This window comes from Aequorivita aurantiaca (genome assembly GCF_030410135.1).
Classification (GTDB): Bacteria; Bacteroidota; Bacteroidia; order Flavobacteriales; family Flavobacteriaceae; genus Aequorivita; species Aequorivita aurantiaca.
This window is the reverse complement of sequence record NZ_JAUGQQ010000005.1, coordinates 160,177-180,473: the sequence shown is the minus strand read 5'-3', so window position 1 is coordinate 180,473 and position 20,297 is coordinate 160,177. Positions and strand designations below refer to the sequence as shown.

Below are 20,297 nucleotides of genomic sequence, written 5' to 3'. Positions count from 1 at the left end.
TATGATTTCTTTTGCAAAATGAAGAATAAAAAACTGAATGGCATTTTGAAAAACCATCCTATCACAAAAGCCGGCTATGATAGGTCTAAAAACAAAACCCACCCAAAAAGTAAATTCTTGGGTGGGAAAAAAAATTGCTATGAAAAAGAAAAATTGTCGCCCCTTTTACAAAGCGACAATTCAAATATAAATAAAATTTTCAATTTAACGTTTGTTTAAGAGAACATATCTTTCACTTTTTCAAAAAATGATTTATCCTCCTTTTCCGGCTTGGGCTGAAAATGGGCATCATCACTCATCTTTTCGAAAAATTCCCGTTGTTCCTTTGAAAGGGTTTTGGGAGTCCAAACATTTATATGAACCAACAAATCACCCGTTCCGTAACCGTTAATGCTCGGGATTCCCTTATTTCGAAGCCTCAATATTTTACCGCTTTGTGCACCATTATCAATTTTAATGCGCACCTTACCTGTAACGGTTTCAATTTCTTTTGAAGTTCCTAATGCAGCTTCGGAAAAACTGATGTACAAATCATAATGTAAATTGTCGCCTTCACGCTGCAGGGTATCGTGCGGTTTTTCTTCGATGGCCACCAAAAGATCCCCCGGAATTCCATTGCCTGGGGCATCATTACCTTTTCCGGATACCTTCAGTTGCATACCGTCCACAACGCCTGCGGGTATTTTTATTGAAACGGTTTCTTCCGTCACCAACATTCCTTCGGTATCGGCATTTGCGGGTTTTGAGTCAACAATTTGCCCTAAACCACCACAAGCCGTACAGGTTGTTGAGGTTTGCATACGACCCAATATTGTGTTTTGGATACGCGATACCTGGCCCTGCCCATTACAGGTTGAACAGGTTTTATAGGTGGTGCCCTGCGCAAGTTTTTTACGTTTAACCTTAATTTTTTTCTCTACCCCTTGGGCAATTTCCTCTAAGGTGAGCTGAACCCTGATACGCAGATTACTGCCTTTTACGGTTCTTCGGCCTGCTCCACCTCCGAATCCACCACCAAAACCACCTCCGAAAGCTCCTCCGAAAATATCACCGAATTGACTGAAAATGTCTTCCATATTCATTCCTCCGCCACCAAAACCGCCACTTCCGTCAAAGGCGCGATGACCAAATTGATCATAACGAGAGCGTTTATTGGGGTCGCTGAGAACTTCATAGGCCTCAGCGGATTTCTTGAACATAGCCTCCGCGTCATGGTCACCCGGATTTTTATCTGGGTGATATTGCAAAGCTTTTTTTCGGTAGGCCTTTTTTATTTCGGCCGTCGAGGCGCTTTTTGATACCTCAAGAATTTCGTAATAATCTTCCTTCATATCTTATTGACCTATAACAACTTTTGGATAGCGAATAACTTTGTCGCCCAAAGTATATCCCTTTTCAACAACATCTATAATTTTCCCTTTTAATTTGGCTTCTGGCGCCGGAATTTGCGTGATTGCTTCGTGTGAATCAGCATTAAAGGTATCACCCGCGCTTACCTCCATTAATTCCAATCCTTTTGATCGCAAGGTTTCTCGGAGTTTATTGTTGATAAGTTCCACACCTTTAACATGGGTATTATCTTCAATTTTATCAATTTCCTTCAGGGCGCGCTCAAAATCATCTAAAATAGGCAAAAGTGAAAGCATAATCTCTTCCCCGGCGGTTCTAAACATTTCAACACGTTCCCTGGCGGTTCTTTTTTTGAAATTTTCAAATTCCGCAAAAAGACGTAAATATCTATCCTTTTCGCGTTCAAATTCATTTTGCAATTCCGAAAGTACGTGGGAAACATTCTCCTCTGCACGTTTTTGTTCGGTCAAATCTATATCTTCAATTCCGGAGGTGTCTTCCCGTTCGGCAGTTGGGTTTTTATCGTCTTTATTCATAATTAGGGTTCTTTCAATTTTTCGGAAAGGGAGCAAAAGTACTGCCACTTGTAATAAAATGTCAAAATGTCACTGGATTTATTTAATATTACTTTAAGATAATACTTCGGCATAAATCATAATTTTGCTCCTTTAAAAACCTAAACTCATACCTATGAAATCAACATTTTTGAAAATTACAGTAATGGCTTTTGTTACAGTTGGAGCTTTCTCCTGCAAAAATTCCGAAAAGGATGCAGAAGTAACGCCCGAACAAGCGGCGGAAGCTACTGAAATGGCTACAGAATACACCGTGGATACAGCCGCTTCACAAATTACATGGGAAGGGGAAAAACCAACGGGAAAGCACAATGGAACAATTAGCCTTTCCTCGGGAACTATACATATGAACAATGGCGAAATTGAGGCTGGGAACTTTGTAATTGATATGAACACCATAACCGATCTTGATTTGGAAGGTGATCAGAAAGCTAATTTGGAAGCCCACTTGAAAGGTACCGCTGAAGGGAAGGAAGGCGACTTCTTTAACGTAAAGGAATTTCCAACTGCAAAATTTGAAATGACGGGTGTTGAAAATAACATGGTTAAAGGAAATCTAACCATTCGTGACAAAACTCACGCAGTGGAATTTCCTGCCTCGGTAAATATGGAAGGAGAAAAATTGATGCTAAAAAGTGAAACTTTTGAAATTGACAGAACAAAGTGGGATGTTAATTATGGTTCAAAATCCGTTTTTCCAAGCCTGGGTGACAAGTTTATAAATGACCAAGTAAAAATTACTGTATCCCTAGTGGCTACAAAATCGTAATTAAAAAGTATTAGCATTTTAAAATTGGAAAAAAAGAGGGGCGAATTTCGTCCCTCTCTTTTTTTATAGCAAATCTTCCAAGGCATTGTCCAGATTATAGAATTTGAACTTATAACCCAATTGTTCGATTTTTTTTGAGCTGACCAATTGTCCTTCCAAAACCATTACGGACATTTCGCCCAGAATCAATTTCAGTACAAATGCAGGGATATTGGGTAGCCATAGCGGACTGTCAAATTTTGCAGCAATCATCCGTGTCATTTTTTTATTTTGTACAGGGTTGGGCGCCACGGCGTTGTACTTCCCTTCCAACTGATTTTTTAGCAGAAAAAGATAGATGCCGGCAATATCGCGAATATGAATCCATGACAACCATTGCTCTCCATCACCCAAAGGCGCACCCACGCCAAGTTTAATTGGCTGGACCAATTTGGGCAGCGCCCCCTCATCACTAGCCAGAACTACGCCAGTCCTAACCTTGCTCACTTCCATTCCCAGATTCTTGAATTTTGCTGCCGTTGCCTCCCATTGGGATACTACTCTTGCCAAAAAAGTATTATCCACATCATTATCTTCTTCAGTATATAATTTTGTTTTGGAGTTTGGATAAATGCTCACGCCACTCGCAGTAATAAAATGAACAATGGAATGATCTGTTTTTTGAAGTGTGGCGTGCAGAAGATTTAGCGATTGAACACGACTATCCAAAATTTTCTTTTTATAGTTATTGGTCCATCTTTTTGAAACAGGGGCGCCAACTAAATTCACAATAGCGGTTACCCCATTAAAGGCTTCAACGTCCATTTCATTTTTTATTGGATTCCAATAAAATCCCTTATAATTTGTCGTATTTTCTATTTTTTCCCTACTGGTTGTCAAGTAATTAACCGCAATTCCATCAAGATGGCACTGCCGCACCAGTTCACTGCCAATAAGTCCCGTTGCCCCTGTAATTAATACTCTTTTAATCATATTTCTAAATTTAGAAATTCAACTATAAACAGCAAAGCACGTTAACGGAAGATTGTGAATTGGTCGCTGAGGGCGTGGAAAAGTCAGTATTTTGAGGCTCTGAGCATTTCTTTCTTCCCAGGCGGCCCGGGTAGTCGCTCTACATTAAATCCTACGGATTGCATGGCTCGACGCGCGTTGCCACTTGCGGCATAGGTAACTAAGATTCCAGAAGTTTTTAAGGAATTGTACATTTTCTGAAATATTTCTTCTGTCCAAAGTTCGGGTTGCACTCTAATTCCAAAAGCATCAAAATATATTAGATTGTAGGCATTCTCAATATTTATTTCAGAAAAGAGTTGTTGCATTTTTATCAGTTTGAATCTTTCAGAAATGGCAGTCCTTTCTGCCCACGGAATCTTGTGGATGGCTAAGAATTTTTCATCCGAAATGTTCAACATTGAGGAATAATTGAGTTGCTGTATTTCTTCCCACGTTAAAGGGAAGGCTTCCACGCCAGTGTAATCAATAATGAAATTTTCTCTTTCAGATTCCAATAAGGTGAGCAATGCGTTCAAACCTGTGCCGAAACCTATTTCCATTATTGAAATTTCATTGGGTTCATTGTTTGCAAACCAATGACTAAGCCCGGATTTTATAAAAACATGGTTGGCTTCGGCTATGGCTCCGTGTTTGGAATGGTACTGCTCGTTCCATTCTGGAATGTGGAGGGTGTACGAACCATCGCCTGTTCTTAAAAGAGTTCTCTTCAAAAATTAGTTGTTCTGCACTTCGGGAATAAGTACACCGTCGGCCTCAAAGGCCAAGGACAATTTTGGCTCAGTAATGGCGGCGATTTCTTCGGGAGTTTTTCCGCCATCCTCGGCATAATGGCGTTGGTCATCCACGCTCATTTCTTCCACATACGCCTTTCCGTTTACAATTATTTCTTGGCCGGCAATATCCTTTGGCATGAAAAAGGCATAATCCTTAAACCTTACCATAACTGGTTCCGCACCTGTTTCAATATTCATCCAACATCCTTTTTTTTGACACACATCCTTCACGGTTGCCGCAAATTTTACATCTATGGTATCTCCGGGTTTGAGGTTTTGGCTTTTCTCCATCATTTCTGTTGTTGTAAGCACATTTTCGTCAGTAATTTCATTACCAAATGACTGATAATTTATTGCGGTTTCTTCAGCCTCCATCGGCAATTCTTCAGTTTTTTCGTTTTTACAGCCGATTATTGCAAATGAAATGGCGAATAGAAATATGATTTTCTTCATCTTAAATGGATTTAATAATTAATTGATTGATACGACGTTGCAATTTTAATGATTTTTTGAATTTAATATGGCCTAAATTTTACCTATTTTTACCAAATAAACATTTCTTCTGATGAATTCTTCCACCAACCAAAAACTAGAAATACAAAAAGTTGAGTCTTCACGTATAGCAGAAGTAGATTTTAATAACCTTACTTTCGGGAGTGCTTTTACGGACCACATGTTTGAGTGTGACTATAAAGATGGGGAATGGCAAAACCCTACAATAAAACCTTATGGTCCCTTAACGATTTCGCCGGCGGCTAAGGTTTTTCACTATGGCCAAGCAGTGTTTGAAGGTATGAAAGCTTTTAAGGATGACAACGGAAAAGTATGGCTTTTTAGACCGGAACAAAATTATTTAAGAATCAATAAATCTTCCGTACGGCTCGCCATTCCGGAATTTCCGAGAGACGTTTTTTTTGAGGCCCTGACTACGTTGGTGAAATTGGATAAAGAATGGGTTAAACCGGGCCAAGGCAATTCACTGTACATCCGTCCATTTGTGATTGCGACGCAAGTTGGGGTTTCGGCATCTCCATCCTCGGAGTATAAATTTATGATTTTAATGTCGCCCGCACAGGCATATTACACTGGCGATGTGAAAGTGGTTATTGCGGACCATTACAGCCGTTCAGCGAACGGTGGCGTTGGGGCTGCAAAGGCTGCGGGAAATTATGGCGCACAATTTTTCCCTACCAATTTGGCACGTGAAAAAGGATTTCAGCAAGTTATTTGGACCGACGCCAGTAAACATGAATATTTAGAAGAAGCCGGTACAATGAACGTTTTCTTTCGGGTTAATGACACTTTGCTTACGGCACCAATAAGCGATCGGATTTTGGACGGCGTTACCAGAAAAAGTGTAATTGCTCTCGCAAAAAACGACAATATTGCCGTTGAAGAAAGGCCAGTTTCGGTTGCCGAAATTGTGGAAGCAGCCAAAAATGGAAGTTTAAAGGAAATTTTTGGTGCCGGCACGGCGGCCGTCATTAGTCCAGTAAGTGCCTTTAGCTATCAGGAAACCATTTATGAACTTGAAAAACAGGAAGACGGATTCGCTACTCGGTTTAAAAAAGAATTAATGGACATACAATATAACCGCAGCGAAGATCCTTTTGGATGGAGATATGAGGTAGTGTAAAGCCAGTTATAAAATAACTATCAAAAATTCCAAGATCCGGAAAACAGTTGCCTCGGATTTTGGAATTTTTTTATTCTCTATCAAAGGATTGCCGAAAATAGGAAATTATTTTGCGAGAATTTCCTTAATCTTAGGTTTGAAGTAGTCTGGACCCTTTAAAACTTTTCCGTCCTCACGATAAATTGGTTTTCCATCGGCTCCCAATTTGCTCATATTGCTACGTTGGATTTCATCAAAAACAGCTTCTATTTTATATTGCATTCCGTGTTCAATGATAGTTCCGCAAAGAATGTAGAGCATATCGCCAAGCGCGTCAGCAACCTCAACCATATCGTCATTATTTGCAGCTTCAAGATATTCCTCATTTTCTTCGCGCATAAGCTCATAACGCAACAGGTTTTTTTTGATTCCCAAATTGGCTTTTGGGGCTTCATTCATACCTAGACCAAAGGCTCTGTGAAATTCGGAAACTGCGGCAATTTTGTTTTTCATATTGTTAACTTAAGGCGTAAATTTGTTGCGTAAAGCTACACATTTATGTTCAGTACCGGTCAATTGGTTTTCGCTGTTATCGTTTTTATTGCATTCGTAATTCTTATGGTCTACAGTTATAGAGGCGATAAAAAACTTCACAAAAAATATTACAAAGGGAGTATTTGGGTTTTAATGGGGTTTATTATTTTCGTGCTCCTTTTGATGGCAATGAAAGCTTATTTTAAGCATTAAAACGCAATTACTTCTTTCTTTTTTATAACCGACTCCCCTATTCCACCAAAGGATTGATAACCCTATTTTTCTTTATTTTTTCAAATTTCCGGTTCTACAATTCGATAAGCATCAAGTGTCTATTGAAAGATTTCTATTGAAATAAATTTCTATTGAAATAAATTTCTTTCGGCAATGAAAAAATTCAATGAGAAATCAAAAAAAAAATTATTTTAGCCGCTTTATTCTGAAAAATAATTAACTAAAACCAAATTTTACCAATGAAAAAAATCAAGTATCTAGTACCATTTATTTTTATTTTTTCGCTCTTGCTGATTAGTTGTGAGGAAGAAGACGACTCTGAACCTGAACAAGAAATTGTGGTGAACACTACTTCAATTATTCCAACATCACAATTGGGAAGGGAAAACAACTATCTGGGTTGCATTGAAATTTCCAGCCGAATTACCACAATTAGTGTTTGGGACCATGGAACAGTTGATGGAGATATAGTTTCCATCATTGCCAACGGCAATACCATTATTGACGAAAGAACGCTTGACGGCCCGTCAAATCCGATTAGTGTTGATTATGATTTCGGTTACAATGGTTTCAACTATGTAACTCTTTATGCCCACAATCTTGGGAGCATTTCGCCAAACACTTGTACCATTTCAATTAATGGAGTGGAGTTTATTCTTGAGGCAAACCTTGATGCCAATGGCGCAATTGACGTGATTGTTGGTGGCTACGGAGTTGATTGTACCGATGCTTCTGGCGGCAACGGTGGCGGCAACGGCGGAAGTGGAAAAGGCGATGTTAAATTTTGGACCAACCAAGATTATGGTTGTGGCCCCATTACTGTAAATCTAACTGGAGTTGGTTCCAGCACTATTACCGGTTATTACGGTGTAAGTCCTAATTGCGATCAAGATGGTTTTGGCGGAAATTTTAACTATCTAACAGTGGGCACTTACAATTATACCGCCAGCTGCCAGGATTATACTTGGAACGGCACAGTGAATATTACCGAGGACAATTGTTTGCGATTTCAGTTGACACTTTAAATTTTTGAAAATCATTCGAAATAAAAAAGCTCCTCAAAAAATTTTGAGGAGCTTTTCCATTTTAACGCATTGCTAAATTTTAGTTGATTGCCGGCAGATTGCTATAGTTATCTGAGTAAAATAACATTTGATCGGCGAAGGTTTTTGGCTGCTCTATATTGAAGCTTTCAATCTCGCCATTATCATCCATTTTCGGAATTATTACTGGATTAACAAATCCGCTATAGGGTGCGGATGTAAATTGCTTGTTGCGCTCCAATATTTCGGCATGGATGGTTTGGTCAACCTTTACGCCATAATCTTCAACCAGTTTTTCAACGGCTGCATAGTCGCCTTCACTTTTTATTCTTTGTGTTTCGCGAAGCAATTGCCCGAAAAGATCGTGTAATTTGTCATAGTCGGTGATGTTATAATAGGTTTTACCGTCGCGGTTTATTTTTTCGATAACATTATCTGCTTTGCCTTTTTCATACACCCAAGCGGAAACCCATTGTCTATTACGCATGTGTGCTTCTTCAACATCATCGCCCAAATTCAGACGGATTAGCTGAGTCATCAACCCATTGCGAATGTAACCGTCATAAGCTGCCATTCCAACTTTTTTCCAATCGTCAACTAAACCAAGTTCTTGCAATTTCGGATTGTAGAGGTAATAGAGACCTACCAAATCCGCGCGGCCTTCTTCCAAAGTGGACGCATAGGTTTTTAAGGTTTCTTTGGTTTCGCCCACTCCTGGATTCAATTGGCCAGAGGCGTGACCAATAACTTCGTGAAGTGCGGTGTGCAATTTATCGGCAAGCTGCCCGTATTTTTCTTCCAATTCAAGTTCGGTGGAATCATTTACAAATTCCTGTAATCTACCCGTACTTCCGGCATTGTTATAAGCATCAATAATATTTCCCAAGGAAACAGATTTGCTTCCCACTGCAGCACGGATCCAGTTGGCGTTGGGGAGATTTACGCCAATGGGCGTACTTGGCGAAGCATCGCCCGCTTCACCGGCAACATTAACTACTTTGTAGGTTACACCCACAACGTTTTTCTTTTTGTGCTCATCCATTAAAGGTGAATTGTCCTCAAACCACTGGGCGTTTTCTGAAAGTACCGCCATTTTTTCTGACATATCAAAATCATTTATCTGCACTATTGTTTCATAGGAACCCCGATAGCCCAAGGGATCGTTATATACTTCAATAAAACTGTTGATGTAATCAATGTTTCCTGCCGTGGCTTGCGTCCAAGCCACATTGTAGTCATCCCAAGTTTGAAGGTCACCTGTTTTGTAGTATTGTATCAACAAACCTATTGCATCACCTTGTGCCTTATTTTCCGCCACGGTTTTTGCTTTTTCAAGCCATTCAACTATTTTGTCAATTGCGGAGCCATATAATCCGCCAGATTTATATACCAATTCCTTAAGCTGACCATTTTCTTTTACTAGTTTTGAGTTCAGGCCAAAAGAGAGTGGCTTGTTGGGATTGGGCGATTTCATTTTTGAATAGAAACTTTCCACATCTTTATTTGTAACATTTGGGCCATAGAAATTCACGGCACTTTCCAAAACATTATCTACACCTTTGGCTTGATTAACTTTTTTAGAATCCTTATCATTGAAAATCACTTCAAAGGCTTCGCCTTCAAGATTTGTACTGGTTTCAGCTAAAAGTGATTTAAGATATTCGGGTGAGAAATCTGGCTTTAATTTGTCATTGGAATAATGGTGGTGAATACCATTGCTAAACCAAACTCTTTTTAAATAGGTTTCAAAATTTTTCCAATCTTCCGAAGTTTTATCTCCATTGAAATTTGTGTAAACATTCTCCAAAGCTTTTCTAATGGTAAGATTATGACGGTAGTTTTGGTCCCAAATAATATCCCTTCCAGCCAACCCTGCCTGAGTAAGATAATAGGCTAGTTTTTGTTCCTTAAGAGTCAACTTTTCCCATCCCGGAATCTGGTAACGTAAAACTTTTACGTCGCCAAATGACTCCACATTATAATCAAAGTCGGTAGATGTTTCGGTCTCCACTTTTGCCAGGTTATTAGGTTTCTCTTTTTCTTTGCAGGAAAAAAGCAATATTCCACACGTAGCCATGGCAATAAAAAAGGTGTTTTTCATTTTAAAAAATTTTTAATTTCCGCAAATGTACTAAAATATTACGGGTGAAAACCGAACCATATAACTGCTGCCGTTCAGAATAATTGGCATTCCCCGCTATCACTGAAATTTCATTATCTTAGCAACTACAATCAACACTTCGCTATCGGATGAAAATACTTAAATACTTACTTTTTCTAATTCTATTGATTATTATTGGCAGCGCCATATATTTTGGAACTAAGGACGGAACTTATAATCTTATGGATTCAATGGTAATCAATGCTCCGCCAGAGGTAGTATTCAATAAAGTGAATGACTATAAAACCTGGGAAAGTTGGGGGCAATGGAAAAAGCAGGATTCCACGATAACCATTACCTATGCCGAAAAAACCTCAGGTGAGGGCGCTTCCTATTCGTGGGAAGGCGAAATGAGTGGGTCAATGACAACCACCAAGGTTATTCCAAACAAAGCGATTGAACAGGATTTGACATTGAACACTCCGGGTGGCGAAAGACATCCAAAAGTAGTATGGACTTTTGAAGAAGTGGAAGGCGGAACCAAGGTAACATGGGGAATGAAAGGTGAACACACCTTAATGGATAAGGCTTATTATTCCATTAGCGGATTCAATTTTGATGCTGCCATGCACCAAATGAACAAAGCTGGCTTGGAAAGTATCGCGCTAGAAGTGGCTAATGATATGAAACAATATTCCATAAATGTTGATGGCGTAACCCAATATGGTGGCGGCTTTTATATGTACACTACTTCCGTGGCCAAACAAAGTGAAATAGGTGAAAAAATGAAATCATTGATGGAAGTGGTCAAGAGTTTCATTGCAAAAAATAATTTGAATATGGCTGGAGAGCCCTTCACAATTTACAATGAAATAGATAATGCGAATAACACAGTTATTTTCTCTACAGGAATTCCCGTGAAGGAACAAGTTATAACTCCCGACGGAAGCCCGGTGGTATGCGGTTTTATGGAGCCCGTATCGGCCGTGAAGGTTTCGTTGAAAGGAAATTATGATCATCTACCCGAAGCCTATAATAATGGGCACCAATATGCTGAAAAAAATAACCTTCAAATAGATTCCGCGGGGAAAATGTTTGAGGTTTATATAACGGACCCGGAAGAAACGCCTAACCCCGCCAATTGGCTAACCGAAATTTATATACCGATCATTACTATACCCGCGACTGTTGAAACTGGCTATTAATGAAACAACTGGCATTGGTTTTTATCGGGGGAGGATTTGGGAGTGTTCTTCGGTATTTGCTTTCCAATTGGTTAAATACATCGGAAACTTCCTTCCCAATTGGCACTTTTGCTTCTAATATTATTGGGTGTTTTTTAGTAGGATTGATCCTTGGTGCTGCCGCAAAAAATATAACCTTTTCCCCAAACGCCGTTTTATTATTGGCAACGGGTTTTTGTGGCGGATTTACTACTTTTTCCACTTTTGCCTTAGAAAGTAATCTCTTTTTGAAAAATGGTGATTTTCTAATTTTTGCCCTTTATACCATTGCGAGTTTTGCAGTTGGCTTGGCAATGGTCTTTCTTGGATTGTGGCTGGTTAAGTAATCCTAATGCTTTCCGAAAGCCTTTACCCCAGCCTCAATGCGAATGGTTAAATCATTTTCCTTTGGAGGAATTGGACAGGAAAAACGAGGGCTGTATGCGCAATAAGGATTATATGCCTTGTTGAAATCAATAACAATTGTATTTCCTTCCGGAATGCGTTGATCTAAAAATCTGCCGCCTCCGTATGAACCGTCTCCGCTGGTTAAATCCGTAAATGGCAAGAACAAATAGTCTTCATAACCGGGCTCATCATAAGGCTCCACACTTTTGAAAAGGTTCAACACAAAATCCTTTTCGTCAATGGTAAAATGTGCTTCGCCATATTTCACATATTCCGGCAAACGACTGGTAGTTGTTGGCATTAGAAAAGGTTTTTCATTGGGAGTGCGGATGAATTTGGCTTCCACAATGAATTTCTTATTTATTGGATAAAATTCCAGCCCCGTGAATTCCTTATAATCCTCCGGCTCCAAAATTGTTGTTTCCGGATTGCTGAATTCTGCGTTTAATTCAATTTGAGCCAATCTACTATCAGAAATATCCTCGGTATTCTGTGCACCAACCATGGTAGCGAGGATTAAAAAGGAAAGAAGCAATAAATTCTTCATACTCTGTTTTCAGTAAAAATAGAAAACAATTTGCAACTATATTATTATTTCTATTTTTGACCGAAATAAAAATATATGAAAATTAAATCAATACTAGTTTTGGTCCTGCTTTTTTTTGGCACTCACATCTTGTGTGCCCAACATATTCGATTGGACAAAAAAGAAATGGCCTTTTTGGCAGCAGAGAAAACAGTGAATGTGATTTTTACTTATGAACGACTTCGTTTTAATGCAGACAATCTTTCCGAACAAGAATTTTTGGATTATATAAAAGAAAAAATAGAAACTAAACTAAATACAGAAGAGGCGTTGGATTGGGAACAGCGATATTTTCATGCGAAGGATTCCGTGTATCCGAAAATATTTGCCACCTCGCTAACTAACCGCATTAAAAATTATGACCATCCCATAGAATTTGTGGTGAATGATGCTTCCACGAAATATACCATGAAAGTGCAGACTGATTGGATGTATTTTGGCTATGATGCAGGAATCGCGAAACAACCGGCCAAGGCAAATTTAAAGGTTTCATTTTATGAAACATCTAACCCGCAAAATGTACTATCAACCATTGAAGTTGATCGCGCTGAAGGCTTCGATGTTATCGGAAATTTTTCCTTTACCCCTACTGTTCCATTGGGAGCAAGTGGAATTACCGCCACCAATTGGCTTGATGAATTTTTAATTGCCAATAATGATTACCCTCGCCCCAGCCTTATCAGAATGGGAAATATGTACGATAAGGCCGCAGCCCGCTTTGGCATGACCTTAAAAAGAGTTTTGGATTAAAATTTTATGGTGAAAAGATTTTTTCATTACATTTGATTTTGCAAAAAGAAAAAAATGCGCAACAACACATACACCTGCCCAAATTATCAAGTCATTTCGAAGAAGAAATGTCGGCGATGTATGTATTGATATAGCAATAAATTTATTCAATATAAAAACGTCCCGGCTGTAACCGGGACGTTTTACTTTTAGGGTGCCAACCAAAAATGCGAAAAATCTATACTTCCTATCTTGCAAATTTCCGCGGGCTGTCCCGAGAAATCTGGCTATTGGCCCTAGTTACCTTTATCAATCGGGCCGGAGCAATGGTAATTCCGTTTCTTTCCCTGTATTTAATTAATGTTGAAGGATTCACCCTGCCCCAAGTGGGCTGGATTATGTCCTGTTTCGGTTTGGGCTCCTTGTTCGGAACTTTTATTGGAGGAAAACTTACCGATACCATTGGCTTTTATAAAGTCATACTCGGCAGTTTGTTTTTAGGGGGAATTGGTTTTATCCTGCTTCAATTCATAAATTCATTTTATGGGTTCTGCATCGGGATTTTTATATTAACAATGATGGCCGATGCGGGTAGACCCGCAATTTTTGTGGCCGCCGATACTTATAGTAAACCGGGAAACACAACAAGGAGCATAACCCTAATCCGTTTGGCTATAAACCTCGGATTTTCGGTTGGACCGTTAGTTGGAGGATTGATTATTGCACACATTAATTATACATCCCTGTTTTGGATTGATGGCATAACATGTATCCTTGCCTCCATTGGCGTTTTTATACTCTTAAGACCAAAGCCTCAAAAAGAAATGGGTGAAAAAACCATAGCCATTAAAGAAGGAATTCCACCCTATTTGAATAAACTTTTTATTCTTTTCTTCATTATAATGGTAGCCAATAGTTTGGCTTTCGTTCAATATTTTTCGGTTTTGCCGGTTTATTATGAAAAAGCTCATTTTCTTTCGGAAGATATTATTGGATGGCTATTATTTCTAAATGGGGCAACTATTGTAATTTTTGAAATGCCACTTATAGGCTGGCTCGACCGCAAGAAAATTTCCAAAACCATGGCCACATTTTGGGGAATTTTCTTTTTGGGCCTTAGCTTTTTGGTGTTGAATTTTACCAGTTGGACCGGCGTATTAGTAATCGGAATGCTTTTGATGACACTTGGCGAAATGATAGGATTTCCATTTTCGAACGCGCTAGCTTTAGAAATGGCTCCCAAAGGAAGAAAAGGTAGTTATATGGCTTTTTATAGTATGAGCTTCAGTATTGCACATTTGATTGGCCACAACGGGGGAATGAATTTAGTGGACAGTTTCGGTTATTTCCATACTTGGACGGTTATGTCCTTTTTCCTATTGTTAGTAGCGGTCTTAACCATTTGGCTTTATTATCTTTTGAAAAAATCTGAAACTAAGAATATTTAAATCACCCCTCAAATTCTGATTTCTTTTTGATTTTTCTTTGTTTGCGACTAATGATTATAGCATCCAAACAAGAAATCATTAAACCTATTCCTGCGAAGAGACACAGAAGCCTAACGGCCGTATCTCCGGGAAATTCCAAACCGGTAAAACCTAATAATGCTGAGAGAAGCGTGACAATTAGAAAATGGAAAGTATATTTTTTCATTTGGATATATTATTTAAAAATTTTCTCCAAAAATAGGCTGAAAGGAAAAGACTAGTCTTAAAACAAATCCAATTATTACAGTTTTAACAAGATGAATTTATTATTTCAGCGGCTTCAATGCATTATTTTTTACCACGTGTGAAAGGACAATTTGCGTTTTTGTTTCGCCATAAATAATCAACTGATCTATGAATGCTTCTAGATGCTTCTGATTTTTAAGGACTACCTCCATTACAATATTTTCATTTCCCGTTATTCGATAACAGTTTAACACTTCGTCATAGGTTTTTACAATTTCCAAAAAGGGTTTTAATTTTCCCATAAAGGCCCGAAGTGTAATAATGGCTTTAAACTGATAGCCCGCCTCAAAAGGCGAAACAGCTGTAAAATAACCATTGATGACACCCGAATCTTCCATTTTTTTTATTCTTTCCGAAACGGCGGGAGAGCTCATACCCACCTCTCTTCCTATTTCCGTATTGGGTTGCCGGGCATTTTTTTGGAGACAATGGAGAATTTTCCAGTTGAGGGAATCTATGCTCATATTAAAGATTTAATAAGATATTGATTAATATTTAAAGCAAATATATGATATAACCTTAATATCAATTGTGAATAAATCCATGTTGTAGTTAAATTTGATACGCTTAAAAAAAAATAAAATGTCATCCCGCTCGTTCGGAAACCATCAACATTCCGCTGTTTATAACAAATCCTTAGAAATATTTTCATTGGCCAGGCATATTGCTCATTATATTAGCCATGATATTGCATCACTTCAAAAAAATGGGAAAGAAGATCCCAATATTTATTTCACAGGTGATTTGGTGCAGCAATCCATATCTTTGGGCCCACAGATTCTTAAGGCAGAAAATCAGCATTATTCGGAAGAAAAGCATAAATACATTGCTTCGGTCCAACGGCTGTCAAACTTGCTCTACAAAAATTGCGAACGGTTGGAACGGGTAAATAGCAATGGAAAGGATTTTTTACCCTTGCTCAGAAAAGAATTGAAAAAGTTTAGAAAATTGCAACATACTTGGGGGTTAACACTTTAGGTTTTGTCCAGAATTTTAAGTGAATTTCTATAAAATTTTATCAAAAATTTTAATACGGATAGCCATCTCTTCTTTTATTTTCGAAATAAACGAGGGTCCAAATCCAATTTACCAGATTTAATAACCTTTAATTTTTGGAAATCCTTGTGCATAGGGTTGATCAAGAAATTATTTTCAGGCTGCAATACCGCCGATGGTATTTTCATTGCTAAGCTTTCATTTTTTTTAAGCCAATTGGATCCCAATAATTGAAGTTGGTTAACAGCAGCTTCAGTACTCCATTTGGGTTCAATGAATTCTATTGATTGAATATTTTTAATTGAATTATCGGGAATCTCAACCTCTAAAAAAGAATAGTCCAAGGGTAGCCTAGGATAATCCACATGCACTAATATTTCAAGCAAACTCAAGGAAAGATTCTGGGAAAAATACAGCATCGCCTCCCCAATATGATTCCAGCGACCCCCGTACAACCGGGAACCTTCTCCCGACAAGTCATTGATATACTGATTTTTGGAAATCCGATAAATGCGCACAATTAAGAAGGAATTCCGTGCGCTATACGCCCGATAATATTTTTGACATATTGAATACCAAATCTAGTGTCTAGAAAATCCAATGGCTTTTGGCCATTAAAAATATAAGGCGTAGAGTGTAGCCAACTTCTAAAAGTTTCAAGTGTATCGAACGCTTCAATACCTTTTGATACTACATCCGCAATTTCAAAAACCTGTTCCGTGCTGGATACGGATAACAAATCATCATCTGCCTTACGCTGCAAGGTCCGGTGAGAAATATGAAGAAGATCGCTCAGTTTTTCCATGGAAATACCCAACACCTCACAAAGGGAATATACAACACTTTTTGGCAACCCTTTTCGGGTTACCGTAATTAAATCTATATCACTATTTACCACTTGACCCACCTGACTTGTACCTCCAAGCACACTTACAATTCTATCAAACGGATTGTCGATAAGATAAAAAACCTCGGGCTCTTTTGATAAATTAACTTCGGTATGTGAGGAAAAATTTTTCATAATCACGACATTTGACACAAATATACGAATTTTTGTCGTGTTTGAAAATTGTTTTTCTACTTTTTACATATTTCGTCTGTATTGTCCACCAACTTCAAATAAACCTTCCGTGATTTGTCCCAATGAGCAAACTTTTGTAGCCTCCATGAGCACTTCGAAAATATTTTCATTATGCACCGCTGCATCTTTAACTTTACTAAGGGAAGCTACTGCCTCCTCTCCATACATTTTCTGAAGGTTATTCAGAGTTCGGATCTGAACCTTTTTTTCTTCTTCCGTTGCACGAATAACTTGAGCGGGAAGTACAGTGGGGGATCCTTTACTGCTTAAAAAAGTATTTACACCAATAATAGGAAAATCTCCATTGTGTTTTAAAGTTTCATAGTAAAGACTCTCCTCCTGGATTTTACTGCGTTGATACATGGTTTCCATTGCTCCTAATACTCCGCCGCGTTCCGTAATATTATCAAACTCCTTCAATACCGCCTCTTCCACCAAGTCCGTTAATTCCTCGATAATAAAAGAACCTTGGATGGGATTTTCATTTTTAGCCAGACCGAGTTCCTTATTGATAATTAATTGGATAGCCATTGCCCGACGAACACTTTCCTCCGTGGGTGTAGTTATGGCTTCATCATAAGCATTGGTATGCAAAGAGTTGCAATTATCATATATAGCATACAAGGCCTGGAGCGTTGTTCGAATATCATTAAAATCAATTTCTTGGGCATGGAGTGACCGTCCAGAAGTTTGGATATGGTACTTCAACATTTGCGCCCGAGAATTTGCGCCATACTTATTTTTTAAGGCCTTTGCCCATATTTTCCTAGCTACCCGACCAATTACTGCATATTCCGGATCTATTCCGTTACTGAAGAAAAAGGATAAATTTGGTCCAAACTCATTAATATCCATCCCGCGGCTCAAATAATATTCCACATATGTGAAACCATTGGCCAGCGTAAACGCAAGTTGAGTTATAGGATTTGCGCCGGCTTCAGCAATGTGGTAACCGCTGATGGAAACAGAATAAAAATTCCGAATCTTGTTTTGAATAAAATATTCCTGTACATCACCCATCAAACGTAGCGCAAATTCAGTAGAAAATATGCAAGTATTTTGGGCCTGGTCTTCCTTCAGAATATCTGCTTGAACAGTGCCACGAACTTGCTGTAGGGTTTCAAATTTTATGGTATTATAAATAGATTCGTCCAAAACTTGATCGCCCGTCACTCCAAGCAACATTAGCCCCAAGCCATTATTGCTCTGCGGTAAATCGCCAAAATATTTAGGACGTTCAATACCTTTCTTCTTGTAAATATTACTAATTTTTTCTTCAACTTCCTTTTCGAGGTTATGCTCAATTATATATTTCTCACAATTTTGGTCAATAGCTGCATTCATAAAAAAGCCGAGCAGCATAGGCGCAGGGCCATTAATGGTCATACTCACAGAGGTCATGGGATGACTTAAATCAAAACCGGAATATAATTTTTTGGCATCATCCAAGCAGCAGATTGAAACACCTGCATTTCCGATTTTACCATAAATATCAGGCCGAACATCGGGATCATTGCCATATAAAGTAACACTGTCAAATGCGGTGGAAAGTCTTTTTGCCGGCAATCCTAAACTTACGTAATGAAAACGACGGTTAGTGCGTTCCGGACCACCTTCCCCCGCAAACATTCGCGCAGGGTCCTCGCCAGTTCTTTTGAAAGGATAAAGTCCGGAAGTATACGGAAATTCTCCCGGTACATTTTCCTGCAAACACCACCATAAAATATCACCCCAAGCCTTGTATTTTGGCAATGAAACTTTCGGGATTTGTGTATGTGAGAGCGATTCCGTGTGGGTTTGTATATTTATTTCCTTTGCCCGAACCTTAAAGGTATAAATTGGATTTTTATATTTTGCTACTTTTTCTTCCCAGCCAATTATAACCTCCCAGTTATAGGGATTCAAATTAAGCTTTTCGCGATCAAATTCAGCTAGCAGCAATTTTAACAAATCCTCATTTTTTTCAGAATTGGCGATGGATTCTGATACAATTCCGCCTTTATCAATATTAATTTTTTTGCCGGATACGGATTCTATTGTTTTAAAGATACCGTATAATTTTTGGGCTACTTCCGCTTGATCTAAAGTATCTTTATCATAATTACGATTATTCTCTGCAATTTCAGAAAGATAACGCGTGCGTGATGGTGGAATAACAAAAACCTTTTCACCCATTTCTTCTGGAATGTGAAGATCACTGCTTAGATCAGCCCGGGTTTTTTCAACAATTTTTTCCATTACCGCCTTATAGAGTTTGTTCATCCCGGGATCATTGAACTGAGAAGCAATGGTACCGTAAACGGGCAGTTGGTCTTGTGGCGTGTCCCAAAGCAAATGGTTTCTTACATATTGTTTTTTTACGTCGCGCAAAGCATCCAAAGAACCACGTTTATCAAATTTGTTGATAGCCACCAAATCCGCGAAATCTAGCATATCAATTTTTTCAAGTTGGGTAGCTGCGCCAAATTCTGGAGTCATTACGTATAAGGAAATGTCACTGTGCTCTAATATCTCCGTATCACTTTGGCCTATTCCGGAAGTTTCCAATATTATAAGATCAAATTCCGCCGCCTTGAGAACTTGTATGGCCTCAGAAACATATTTTGAAAGTGCAAGATTGCTTTGTCTGGTGGCCAAACTGCGCATATATACCCTTGGGGAGTTTATAGCGTTCATTCGAATGCGATCGCCCAACAATGCGCCCCCAGTTTTTCTTTTAGAAGGATCTACTGAAATTATGCCTATTGTTTTTTGCGGGAAATCAATTAGAAATCTGCGCACCAATTCATCAACCAATGAGGATTTTCCTGCCCCTCCGGTGCCGGTTATTCCAAGAATCGGTGTCTTGTTTTTTTTGTTTTTAATGTGAATTTTCTCAAGGGTATCCTTAGCAACCTCAGGAAAATTTTCAGCTGAAGAAATTATCCGAGCAATTGCACCACTACTTCTTTGCGATAGATTTTCTAGTTCTCCATTAAGGGAATTTCCAATAGCAAAATCGGACTGTTCCACCAAGTCATTGATCATTCCTTGCAGGCCCATTTCCCTTCCATCATCGGGAGCGTATATTCTTGTTATGCCATATGCCATTAATTCTTCTATTTCTGAAGGAAGAATTACTCCGCCGCCGCCGCCAAAAATCTTAATATGTCCCGCACCTCTTTCCTTCAAAAGATCATACATATACTTAAAATATTCATTATGCCCACCTTGATATGAGGTGAGGGCAATGGCATTGGCATCTTCCTGAATGGCAGTATTTACAACCTCCTCCACACTTCTATCATGACCTAAGTGAATAACTTCAACACCAGTGGATTGAATAATTCTTCGCATAATATTGATGGCAGCGTCGTGGCCATCAAAAAGAGAGGCGGCAGTAACAATGCGTACTTTATGTTTTGGTTTGTAGGGATTTATCTGTTGCATGATTGTTATGCTTAATTTTATTAATTGCAAATTTAGTTAAAACGCAACGAACATAACACTTTCGGTGAATATTGATATCACAAAAAATTTAGAAAAGTGTTGCG

At 38.7% G+C, this 20,297-nt stretch carries 21 protein-coding genes; 8 read left to right on the top strand and 13 right to left on the bottom strand.

The window, feature by feature from the left end:
• Positions 1-215: 215 nt before the first annotated feature.
• On the bottom strand, positions 216-1,331 hold the full coding sequence (gene dnaJ / locus QRD02_RS09685; RefSeq protein ID WP_290254743.1) for a molecular chaperone DnaJ: 1,116 nt from the start codon (positions 1,329-1,331) through the stop codon (positions 216-218).
• Between the two features lie 3 nt (positions 1,332-1,334).
• A complete protein-coding gene (locus QRD02_RS09680) occupies positions 1,335-1,886 on the bottom strand; it encodes a nucleotide exchange factor GrpE (RefSeq protein ID WP_290254742.1) in 552 nt (183 codons plus the stop codon).
• A 154-nt stretch (positions 1,887-2,040) separates the two neighbouring features.
• On the opposite strand from QRD02_RS09680, the gene QRD02_RS09675 reads away from it, so the two are divergent.
• A complete protein-coding gene (locus tag QRD02_RS09675; protein WP_290254741.1) occupies positions 2,041-2,694 on the top strand; it encodes a YceI family protein in 654 nt (217 codons plus the stop codon).
• Positions 2,695-2,757: 63 nt separating this feature from the next.
• Here the strand turns inward: QRD02_RS09675 and QRD02_RS09670 are convergent, their stop codons facing one another.
• The 3 genes from QRD02_RS09670 to QRD02_RS09660 form a co-directional block, all read right to left on the bottom strand.
• Positions 2,758-3,666: a TIGR01777 family oxidoreductase gene (locus QRD02_RS09670; RefSeq protein ID WP_290254740.1), complete on the bottom strand. Its 909-nt coding sequence runs from the start codon at positions 3,664-3,666 to the stop codon at positions 2,758-2,760.
• 83 nt (positions 3,667-3,749) lie between these two features.
• A complete protein-coding gene (gene mnmC2, locus QRD02_RS09665) occupies positions 3,750-4,418 on the bottom strand; it encodes a tRNA (5-methylaminomethyl-2-thiouridine)(34)-methyltransferase MnmC2 (RefSeq protein WP_290254739.1) in 669 nt (222 codons plus the stop codon).
• Positions 4,419-4,421: 3 nt separating this feature from the next.
• A complete protein-coding gene (locus QRD02_RS09660; protein WP_290254738.1) occupies positions 4,422-4,934 on the bottom strand; it encodes a DUF4920 domain-containing protein in 513 nt (170 codons plus the stop codon).
• A 112-nt stretch (positions 4,935-5,046) separates the two neighbouring features.
• Here QRD02_RS09660 and QRD02_RS09655 point away from each other — a divergent pair, with 112 nt between their 5' ends.
• Positions 5,047-6,117, top strand: coding sequence for a branched-chain amino acid aminotransferase (locus QRD02_RS09655; protein ID WP_290254737.1), 1,071 nt, complete (start codon positions 5,047-5,049; stop codon positions 6,115-6,117).
• A gap of 105 nt (positions 6,118-6,222) precedes the next feature.
• Here the strand turns inward: QRD02_RS09655 and QRD02_RS09650 are convergent, their stop codons facing one another.
• Entirely contained in the window at positions 6,223-6,609 is a 387-nt protein-coding gene (locus QRD02_RS09650) for a pyrophosphohydrolase domain-containing protein (RefSeq protein WP_290254736.1), read from the bottom strand.
• A 494-nt stretch (positions 6,610-7,103) separates the two neighbouring features.
• Between QRD02_RS09650 and QRD02_RS09640 the strand changes: the two genes are divergently transcribed.
• Positions 7,104-7,889 carry a hypothetical protein gene (locus QRD02_RS09640; RefSeq protein ID WP_290254734.1) on the top strand — a complete coding sequence of 262 codons (786 nt, stop codon included), beginning with the start codon at positions 7,104-7,106 and terminating at the stop codon, positions 7,887-7,889.
• 79 nt (positions 7,890-7,968) lie between these two features.
• Here the strand turns inward: QRD02_RS09640 and QRD02_RS09635 are convergent, their stop codons facing one another.
• Entirely contained in the window at positions 7,969-10,008 is a 2,040-nt protein-coding gene (locus QRD02_RS09635; RefSeq protein ID WP_290254733.1) for a dipeptidyl-peptidase 3 family protein, read from the bottom strand.
• Between the two features lie 149 nt (positions 10,009-10,157).
• Between QRD02_RS09635 and QRD02_RS09630 the strand changes: the two genes are divergently transcribed.
• Both QRD02_RS09630 and crcB read left to right on the top strand, forming a co-directional pair.
• A complete protein-coding gene (locus tag QRD02_RS09630) occupies positions 10,158-11,213 on the top strand; it encodes an SRPBCC family protein (RefSeq protein WP_290254732.1) in 1,056 nt (351 codons plus the stop codon).
• On the top strand, positions 11,213-11,578 hold the full coding sequence (crcB, locus tag QRD02_RS09625) for a fluoride efflux transporter CrcB (protein ID WP_290254731.1): 366 nt from the start codon (positions 11,213-11,215) through the stop codon (positions 11,576-11,578). The genes QRD02_RS09630 and crcB overlap by 1 nt, the downstream gene beginning before the upstream one ends.
• 2 nt (positions 11,579-11,580) lie before the next feature.
• On the opposite strand, the gene QRD02_RS09620 is transcribed toward crcB, so the two are convergent.
• Positions 11,581-12,186 (bottom strand): DUF1684 domain-containing protein, encoded by a 606-nt coding sequence (locus QRD02_RS09620; protein WP_290254730.1) that lies wholly within the window; start codon positions 12,184-12,186, stop codon positions 11,581-11,583.
• 75 nt (positions 12,187-12,261) lie between these two features.
• Here QRD02_RS09620 and QRD02_RS09615 point away from each other — a divergent pair, with 75 nt between their 5' ends.
• The gene (locus QRD02_RS09615; RefSeq protein ID WP_290254729.1) at positions 12,262-12,975 is read left to right on the top strand and encodes a hypothetical protein; all 714 of its coding nucleotides are present in this window, start codon (positions 12,262-12,264) and stop codon (positions 12,973-12,975) included.
• Between the two features lie 206 nt (positions 12,976-13,181).
• The gene (locus QRD02_RS09610; RefSeq protein ID WP_290254728.1) at positions 13,182-14,402 is read left to right on the top strand and encodes an MDR family MFS transporter; all 1,221 of its coding nucleotides are present in this window, start codon (positions 13,182-13,184) and stop codon (positions 14,400-14,402) included.
• Between the two features lies 1 nt (position 14,403).
• On the opposite strand, the gene QRD02_RS09605 is transcribed toward QRD02_RS09610, so the two are convergent.
• Both QRD02_RS09605 and QRD02_RS09600 read right to left on the bottom strand, forming a co-directional pair.
• Entirely contained in the window at positions 14,404-14,607 is a 204-nt protein-coding gene (locus tag QRD02_RS09605) for a DUF1328 domain-containing protein (protein WP_290254727.1), read from the bottom strand.
• Positions 14,608-14,707: 100 nt separating this feature from the next.
• The gene (locus tag QRD02_RS09600; protein WP_290254726.1) at positions 14,708-15,151 is read right to left on the bottom strand and encodes an Lrp/AsnC family transcriptional regulator; all 444 of its coding nucleotides are present in this window, start codon (positions 15,149-15,151) and stop codon (positions 14,708-14,710) included.
• A gap of 118 nt (positions 15,152-15,269) precedes the next feature.
• On the opposite strand from QRD02_RS09600, the gene QRD02_RS09595 reads away from it, so the two are divergent.
• A complete protein-coding gene (locus QRD02_RS09595) occupies positions 15,270-15,665 on the top strand; it encodes a hypothetical protein (RefSeq protein WP_290254725.1) in 396 nt (131 codons plus the stop codon).
• Between the two features lie 74 nt (positions 15,666-15,739).
• Here the strand turns inward: QRD02_RS09595 and QRD02_RS09590 are convergent, their stop codons facing one another.
• The 3 genes from QRD02_RS09590 to QRD02_RS09580 all read right to left on the bottom strand — a co-directional run bounded on the left by QRD02_RS09590 (position 15,740) and on the right by QRD02_RS09580 (position 20,193).
• A complete protein-coding gene (locus tag QRD02_RS09590) occupies positions 15,740-16,201 on the bottom strand; it encodes an RES family NAD+ phosphorylase (RefSeq protein WP_290254724.1) in 462 nt (153 codons plus the stop codon).
• Positions 16,202-16,203: 2 nt separating this feature from the next.
• On the bottom strand, positions 16,204-16,704 hold the full coding sequence (locus tag QRD02_RS09585; RefSeq protein ID WP_290254723.1) for an Xre family toxin-antitoxin system antitoxin: 501 nt from the start codon (positions 16,702-16,704) through the stop codon (positions 16,204-16,206).
• Positions 16,705-16,767: 63 nt separating this feature from the next.
• On the bottom strand, positions 16,768-20,193 hold the full coding sequence (locus QRD02_RS09580; protein ID WP_290254722.1) for a methylmalonyl-CoA mutase family protein: 3,426 nt from the start codon (positions 20,191-20,193) through the stop codon (positions 16,768-16,770).
• Positions 20,194-20,297: the final 104 nt, after the last annotated feature.